The organism is Cyanobium sp. Cruz-8D1 (assembly GCF_024345975.1).
GTDB lineage: Bacteria > Cyanobacteriota > Cyanobacteriia > PCC-6307 > Cyanobiaceae > Cyanobium.
The window spans coordinates 22,101-28,100 of record NZ_JAGQCD010000037.1; the positions used below are offsets into that span (position 1 = coordinate 22,101).

A 6,000-nucleotide genomic window follows, 5' to 3' on the forward strand; every position below is an offset into this window, starting at 1 on the left:
CATCACGTTGCAGACATCGGTGCCAGCCTGCTCATTGCCAGGGTTGTGAACTGAATTCACACCCTTCGGCCTGGCACCTGCTGGGGCACCCTCAGTTGAAATGAGGGTTCTTGATGAGGTCGAACCCTCCTGCCTGGGACTCAGGGAGGGCGTGGACCACGCCCTCAAGGTCGTCAGATTGTTCATCGGTCTGAAAGCGGTGTGCCGGCATCGTTGCCAAAGACGGTCTTGGTGCCAGCCATCAGCCCCCCGTCAGCTGGGCGCGGAAGCGCTTGAGGGTGTCGATCAACCAGGAGCGGCGATAGCTCTTGACCTGGCGCGGGGCCCCGTCAACAAACTGTTGGCGGCGCGGGGGTTCTTCGCCGAACTCCTCGCGGTAAGCCCTGGCCACGAGCTTGCCGGCTGCGCAGAACTGGCTGCGCGGCAGCACTTGCTGGAACACCTCCAGCCAGGCATCCCCCAAGGTGAGCTCCTCGTCAGTCGGGGCACCGGGCAGCATTCCCGAGCTGGCGGTGAGCAGGTTGCTGCGCACGATGTCCTTGAACAGGAGCTGATCGCGTTCATCCAGGCCGCCGAGCTGCTCGAACACGACGATGCTGCGTTCCACTAGGGCGATCACCTCGGCTTCCCGGAGCCGGGGCGTAGCAGTCGTCTCCACCTGTGCCGGCTGCGCTTGCTGGACGCTCTCCAAGAACCAGCCGTCCATCCAGACCGCGAACGGTGCGCTGATCCAGCGGGCCAGGTCGACCGCGACCTGGGGATGGACCCAGGTCCCACCACCGTGCCCCTGACGGGACTGGATCAGATCAAACACCGGAATTTCCGTTGTTTGGGACAGAGCTTCCAAGTAGAGCTGGCACCGGTCCGACTCGCGGTAGTCAGACCACCTCTTGTTGTTGGCCTTGCACATGGCCGTGGCATTGACGTAGCCGTCGGCGGTGCGCCGAGAGATCGGCGTGCCGTTCCAGGAGCGGGAGACCAGAGCAGGGTGATTCATCGAGGCGACAGGTGCAGCGAAAGGGGATGACGTCGTCGTGGTGTTCATCGGTCTGAAAACGGTGTGACGGGTTGGAGTTCACCGGCATCACTGCCGGCATCGGGACGGAAGACGGTGTTGGTGCTGGTCACCGGCCGCGGCGGCACGGGCTCGGCGAGCACGAGCAGCAGGGTGCTGAGCTGAAACGCCAGCCCCAGCAGCACCAGGCCGCGCAAGCAAGCCAGGCTGGAAGCCGTGACCATGACGGCCGGCCGGCGGCTCCGGCAGAAGGCCGGCAGCTGGGGACGGGGCCCGGCGGCCCCTTTGCTGCGCACGTGTGGCGAGGCCATCAGAAGGGGGCCTCGTCGTCGTCATCAACAGCCCAACCCGTAGTGCTTCCGGTCTCCGCGGCACTACCCGTCGTGTATCCATCGAGTTCATCGAAGCCGTCGGTGGGGTCGACCTGCTCGTAGGGCACGAACTCCACGACCTGAACGGCACGCGGCTGGAAGGTCATGCCGCAGCCGTTTTCCCCGTCCCAGTCGTAGATGTCGAAGGCGACGATCACCTTGGAGCCGTTGCCTATGGCGGCCCCATCCCAGGGTTGCTTCCTGGCATCAACGATGCGCGGCCCCTCGGATAGAGAGCCATCGCGCCGCTGGAACTGCGGCACCTTGAAGCGCAGCACGGTGATCTCGCTGGGCTTCTCCTTATCCGCCTTCCAGGGGAAGCCCTTCTCAGCCCGGCGCTTGCGGCTGCCGTGGAGAGCGATGAACTGGTCCTCCATTGCCAGCAGAAAGGATTGGGCTTTTTCGTCGTTGTTGGGGAGCAGCAAGTCACAAGTCCAGGCCTTGGGCTTGCTCTTGTCGAGCTGGTGGCGGGGGGTGATCAGGTGGGCCCAACGCACTTCGGCGAGGGGGCTGCGAAAAATGTCCTTAGCCATGGGTTGAATCGGGGTGAACTGTGGAAATGGGCTGTTGATCGAACGGGGGAAGGGGCGGCAAACCAAATCGCTCACGCAGCAGGTGATGCACTGCTCCGCTGGCCGAGAGGTTGTGGCGCTCCATCACCTCGCGGACCCGGAGGTAGACGTCAGTGCGCACCTGGGTCTGGATGAAGTGGCGGCCGGCCACTGAGCGGGGCTGCTCGCCATATCGGCGCCGGCTGCTCATGGCTCTGCAGGCGACTGATCGCCATCAAGCCCTTGCCCTTGGCACTCCTCGAGGAAGTGGTCGATGAAGGCGGCGTGCTGGTGCTGGGTGATGCGATCACCGATGGAGCGAGCACTGCGCGGCACTTGAAAGTGCTCGCGGAACGCCTTGGTCAGCTCCTGGCGAGCGGCCTGAGGCAGGGTGAGGATCCGCTGGTGGGTGGCCTCGATCTCCTGGGGCGTTAGAGCCTCCAGGGCGACATCGATGTCACCTGCCGGAACAGCCCCTTCCTCCTCGCTGGGCCCAGGTCCAGTCGGGGCCTCAGGATGCACGACGACTGCGAGGCTCTTTGCCCCCATCTTCTCAGGCTCTACAGGCAAAGCCTGTCTGGCCAAAGGAATGCCCAGCAGCATGGCCAGCATCCAGCCGGAAGCCTTCAGCAAGTCGTCGACCTGGTCGGCCCACTCCTCGCTGCTGACCTCAGCACCGCCAGCGTGCATCACGGTGACGCGCAACTTGTTGCGGCCGCGGATGTCAACCAGTTGGGCACTGAAGGCGATGCCTGAAGCAAAGGCTGGTCTGGCTGCTTCGACCACGGCAGCCAAATCAAGGGATGGAACGGCCTGCACCTGTTCCTGGAAGGAGGCCAGGGCGGCGGTGAGAGCGCGCTCGGCGCTGCCCTTTTCGTCGAGCAGCTCAAGAGCGTCGGTTGGCACGCCTGCGCGTGCGAGGGATTGAGTCATGGCAACTGAGAGCCGGGCTTGTGCCCGCTGGCCTGAGCTTAGCAGCTAGCTAACGCTAGGCGCAACCCTGGCCCGTGCTCGGAGTTGTCCGGGTTGAGGACGACCCCTGTCTGGGCAGGCCTCCTAGGCGGCCAGCGCCGTCTGCTCCCAGGCGCTGATCCACTGTTCAGGCAGGAACTCCTCGCCATCCACCCAGAGCTGAGCCAGCTCAACCGAGCTGTAGTCGTCGATGGCCAGCACCTCTGAGAAACGCTTCTGGTGCTCCTTCGGTGCACCCATGACCAGCTGCTCCAGGGCCTGGGTCACGTCGAGACCACCTTCCTTGATGACGCGGCGCACGTGCTGGCGCCACTTCTGACAGATCTCCTCGGCGCGCTTGGGGGTCAGCGTCGGCGCGGGCGCTGCCTGATAGGACCTGGGCACCGGCGCATAGCCGATGTAGCAGCTCCAGAAATCGACGGCATCCCAGAGCTTGTCGTCATCCCCGCGCAGGGGCTCCGCCTCCTTCAGCTGGTCCTTCAACCGCTGGGACTTGACCGGTCCCCAGTCCTTCTCCGCCAGGCGGCGGTTGAGCTCCTCCAGCTGGAAGAAGGCCTTCTGACGCAGCTCACCGGCCTTGCCCTGCTCGATCACCGAGAGGTTCCCGTAGGAGATGACCTCAAACTCGGCTTCCGTGCCCCATTCGCAGGCGGTGTACTGGGTCCAGCCGTTACGGCGCCGCCAGTTGAGCAGCATCTTCCCGAAGGCTCTGCGGGACTCGTCCTGCCAGTCCAGGACGGCCTGGTAGGTGCGCTTGACGGGCTTTTTTGCTTGTGCCATAGCCCGATCCTAAGCGTTCCTTGGCACTGCAAGCCAGAGCTTGTTACAGCTTGGCAGGCTGCTTTCGATGGTCTCCTGGCTCGGCCAAGAGCTGTTTGACCTGTTGGCCGGTGAGAATCCGACCCGTCTGGGCCTGGAAGCGCAGGGCCAGCGTGTAGGGGTGGATGCCTGGATGGCGGCGGGCCAGGGCCTGCAGCTGCCTGCGGAGTTCGGGCCTGTTCATTGGCCCGACCCGTCCATGGGATCCAGGGCCAGGAACGCCTGGGCCTGTGCAATCGAGCGGCAGACCGCCCCCACCCCGCCCAGCTGCTGCACCAGCTGCAGAAAGGCCCGCTGCTCAGGGCTGACTGTTCCGGAGCCCGTCTTGATCTCCAGGGCAACGAACTGGGCGAGCCGCTGGCCGACCAGTTCTGGCGTGATCTCCAGCGAGCGCAGACCGATCAGGTCGCTGCTGCCCTTGCATAACCCGAAGCGCACGAAGCGCCCCTGCTGGTCGACCAGGGCGCCGGTGTTGTTGCGCCAGAGCCGCACCGGCCCGCGGCCGCAGGCCAGACGGATGCGCTGCTGGATCTCGTGTTCGCTGGGGGAGGAGGCCATGCCTCCTGTTGCCAGACTGGGGAACGATCTGGCACACCCGAGCCTGTCCCACACTCACCGCGGGCCACCAAGGCGCGCAGAGACGACTGATCTAAATGAACCTGACCGTCTGAGGAGACACGCCTATGTCATCGAGGACCAAGCGAAACAGCCGTCGGATATGGACACTGCACTCATACGCATCAGCACTCCGCCCAGCGCTTCTCGTCCTGATGGCCTGGTATGGCTTGCAGGCCTGGAGCAACAGCGCTCTAGCGCAATCTCTCCACTTCACCAGGCTGAAGGACTCGACATCCACCTGTGCGCAAGCCCAGTCATCAGTCCAAGAAGAGCTCAGGGCAAAAGGCTTCTTTTCCCCTTTTAGGGCAAACTCGGGCACGCGAATGGCTAGGACAGTGTACCCAACAATGACATTGGATAGCACTTCCATCGAAAAGTACTACTACGGCGCCCCTCAGGGCAGGTCACAACAACTGGATATCAACCTCTCAGGGGACTCCGACAAGCTTTATCAGGGCCTTCTCTCATCACCTGTCTACCTTTCTTCGCTTGGGGCTCGGATCATGGACGCCTGCCCTGACATTGGGCTTGTGAGCTTCAATCACTGGCACGAAGGTGGGATACCAGTTGGGTTCTTTCCAGACAACACGGCTCGCACATTCCAATGGGTCGATCTCGCCGAAGGCCCCCACACCCGCACGGTCTCCGGCGAGGGTGGCATGAATGTTATGCAGTACGAGTGGGGGTACTACTTCTCGCCATGAAATCACAGCCCCTACTATCACGGCCGCTCTCTCTGGCATTCCAAGCGTCCAGGCTATAAACAGCGTTCCATGGAGACGACCCGCCACCTTCAGCATGATCTCGCCGTTCAGATTACCCGAATAAGACATTGCCAATCATGAAGCATTCATTCCTGCGCTTTCTAGCCGCTTCCATTGTTATCGCCACCGAATCTCCTCCGGCGATGTCAGCCCATATCGGCAACACCTCGTGTGATCTTGCAGTGGCTAAGCTTTTAGAGCGCGTCCAACAGACTACGGGGGTTATTGGATTTTTCAGCCATAAGAGGGACCGCGAGCATGGTTATATCACAATTGGCATAAGCCCAGGACGCGCTCAGTTTCAAGGCGCCCCAACGTCTACCCAGAGGGATCAGATCGCACGAGCAAATAATTTAATGAACTCTCCAGCGCTCATGGCAAATTGGGCAACTGCAGTCTTAAGCTCATGCGAAGATATGCATGAAGTGTCATTTGGAATGACGGGATCGGGGCATTATATACCCTTTTTTCGCTTCCCGGATCAGACAATTCGCAAGGGTATCTGTGTGCCAGATATTGACAGCACCAGCAGCAAGGGAATCCCATTTGGCACGTACGACTGCACAAAATAGGCGCCATTAACGATTCACCTTTTGCCCTGCCAAGAAGACCATTAAAGTCTTTCCTAAAATACGACTCGCCGCTCCAGGGCTCTGAAAGATCGCTTCCCTAAATCTGGCGACGGTAGTTCAGACTCGTGCGGAAAAGTTCTTATTACAGAACTAAAGCAGCGACGTACAACCTGGGCCTCCAACCGCCAGACCTGACTGACGGACACAAGACCAAGAGCCATTGCGGCGCAATGGGTCTCAAGCCATTGGGTGGGCATGGAGCCATGAGAGGTTGGGGTTGCGACACCAAGCCAATCCCTCGTGGATTCCCACGCCCGG

General features: G+C 61.8%; 7 protein-coding genes. All 7 read right to left on the reverse strand.

Annotated elements, in window-relative coordinates:
• Window positions 1-241: 241 nt before the first annotated feature.
• The gene (locus KBZ33_RS17025) at window positions 242-997 is read right to left on the reverse strand and encodes a KilA-N domain-containing protein (protein WP_254954582.1); all 756 of its coding nucleotides are present in this window, start codon (window positions 995-997) and stop codon (window positions 242-244) included.
• Between the two features lie 44 nt (window positions 998-1,041).
• Window positions 1,042-1,326, reverse strand: a complete 285-nt coding sequence (locus KBZ33_RS17030) for a hypothetical protein (RefSeq protein ID WP_254954583.1) — start codon at window positions 1,324-1,326, stop codon at window positions 1,042-1,044.
• Window positions 1,326-1,919: a hypothetical protein gene (locus tag KBZ33_RS17035; RefSeq protein WP_254954584.1), complete on the reverse strand. Its 594-nt coding sequence runs from the start codon at window positions 1,917-1,919 to the stop codon at window positions 1,326-1,328. The genes KBZ33_RS17030 and KBZ33_RS17035 overlap by 1 nt, the downstream gene beginning before the upstream one ends.
• On the reverse strand, window positions 1,912-2,148 hold the full coding sequence (locus KBZ33_RS17040; protein WP_197163991.1) for a hypothetical protein: 237 nt from the start codon (window positions 2,146-2,148) through the stop codon (window positions 1,912-1,914). Before KBZ33_RS17040 ends, KBZ33_RS17035 begins: the two co-directional genes overlap by 8 nt.
• The gene (locus KBZ33_RS17045) at window positions 2,145-2,843 is read right to left on the reverse strand and encodes a hypothetical protein (protein ID WP_254954585.1); all 699 of its coding nucleotides are present in this window, start codon (window positions 2,841-2,843) and stop codon (window positions 2,145-2,147) included. Before KBZ33_RS17045 ends, KBZ33_RS17040 begins: the two co-directional genes overlap by 4 nt.
• Window positions 2,844-2,993: 150 nt before the next feature.
• Complete coding sequence (locus tag KBZ33_RS17050) at window positions 2,994-3,689, reverse strand: XRE family transcriptional regulator (protein ID WP_254954586.1); 696 nt, start codon at window positions 3,687-3,689, stop codon at window positions 2,994-2,996.
• Between the two features lie 219 nt (window positions 3,690-3,908).
• Window positions 3,909-4,286: a VRR-NUC domain-containing protein gene (locus KBZ33_RS17055; RefSeq protein ID WP_254954589.1), complete on the reverse strand. Its 378-nt coding sequence runs from the start codon at window positions 4,284-4,286 to the stop codon at window positions 3,909-3,911.
• Window positions 4,287-6,000 lie beyond the last annotated feature (1,714 nt).

Excerpts from the sequence above, each read along its gene's own strand:
- KBZ33_RS17040 (WP_197163991.1), bottom strand. The coding sequence starts at position 2,148 with ATGAGCAGCCGGCGCCGATATGGCGAGCAGCCCCGCTCAGTGGCCGGC.
- KBZ33_RS17050 (WP_254954586.1), bottom strand. The coding sequence starts at position 3,689 with ATGGCACAAGCAAAAAAGCCCGTCAAGCGCACCTACCAGGCCGTCCTG.
- KBZ33_RS17055 (WP_254954589.1), bottom strand. The coding sequence starts at position 4,286 with ATGGCCTCCTCCCCCAGCGAACACGAGATCCAGCAGCGCATCCGTCTG.
- KBZ33_RS17030 (WP_254954583.1), bottom strand. The coding sequence starts at position 1,326 with ATGGCCTCGCCACACGTGCGCAGCAAAGGGGCCGCCGGGCCCCGTCCC.
- KBZ33_RS17035 (WP_254954584.1), bottom strand. The coding sequence starts at position 1,919 with ATGGCTAAGGACATTTTTCGCAGCCCCCTCGCCGAAGTGCGTTGGGCC.
- KBZ33_RS17025 (WP_254954582.1), bottom strand. The coding sequence starts at position 997 with ATGAATCACCCTGCTCTGGTCTCCCGCTCCTGGAACGGCACGCCGATC.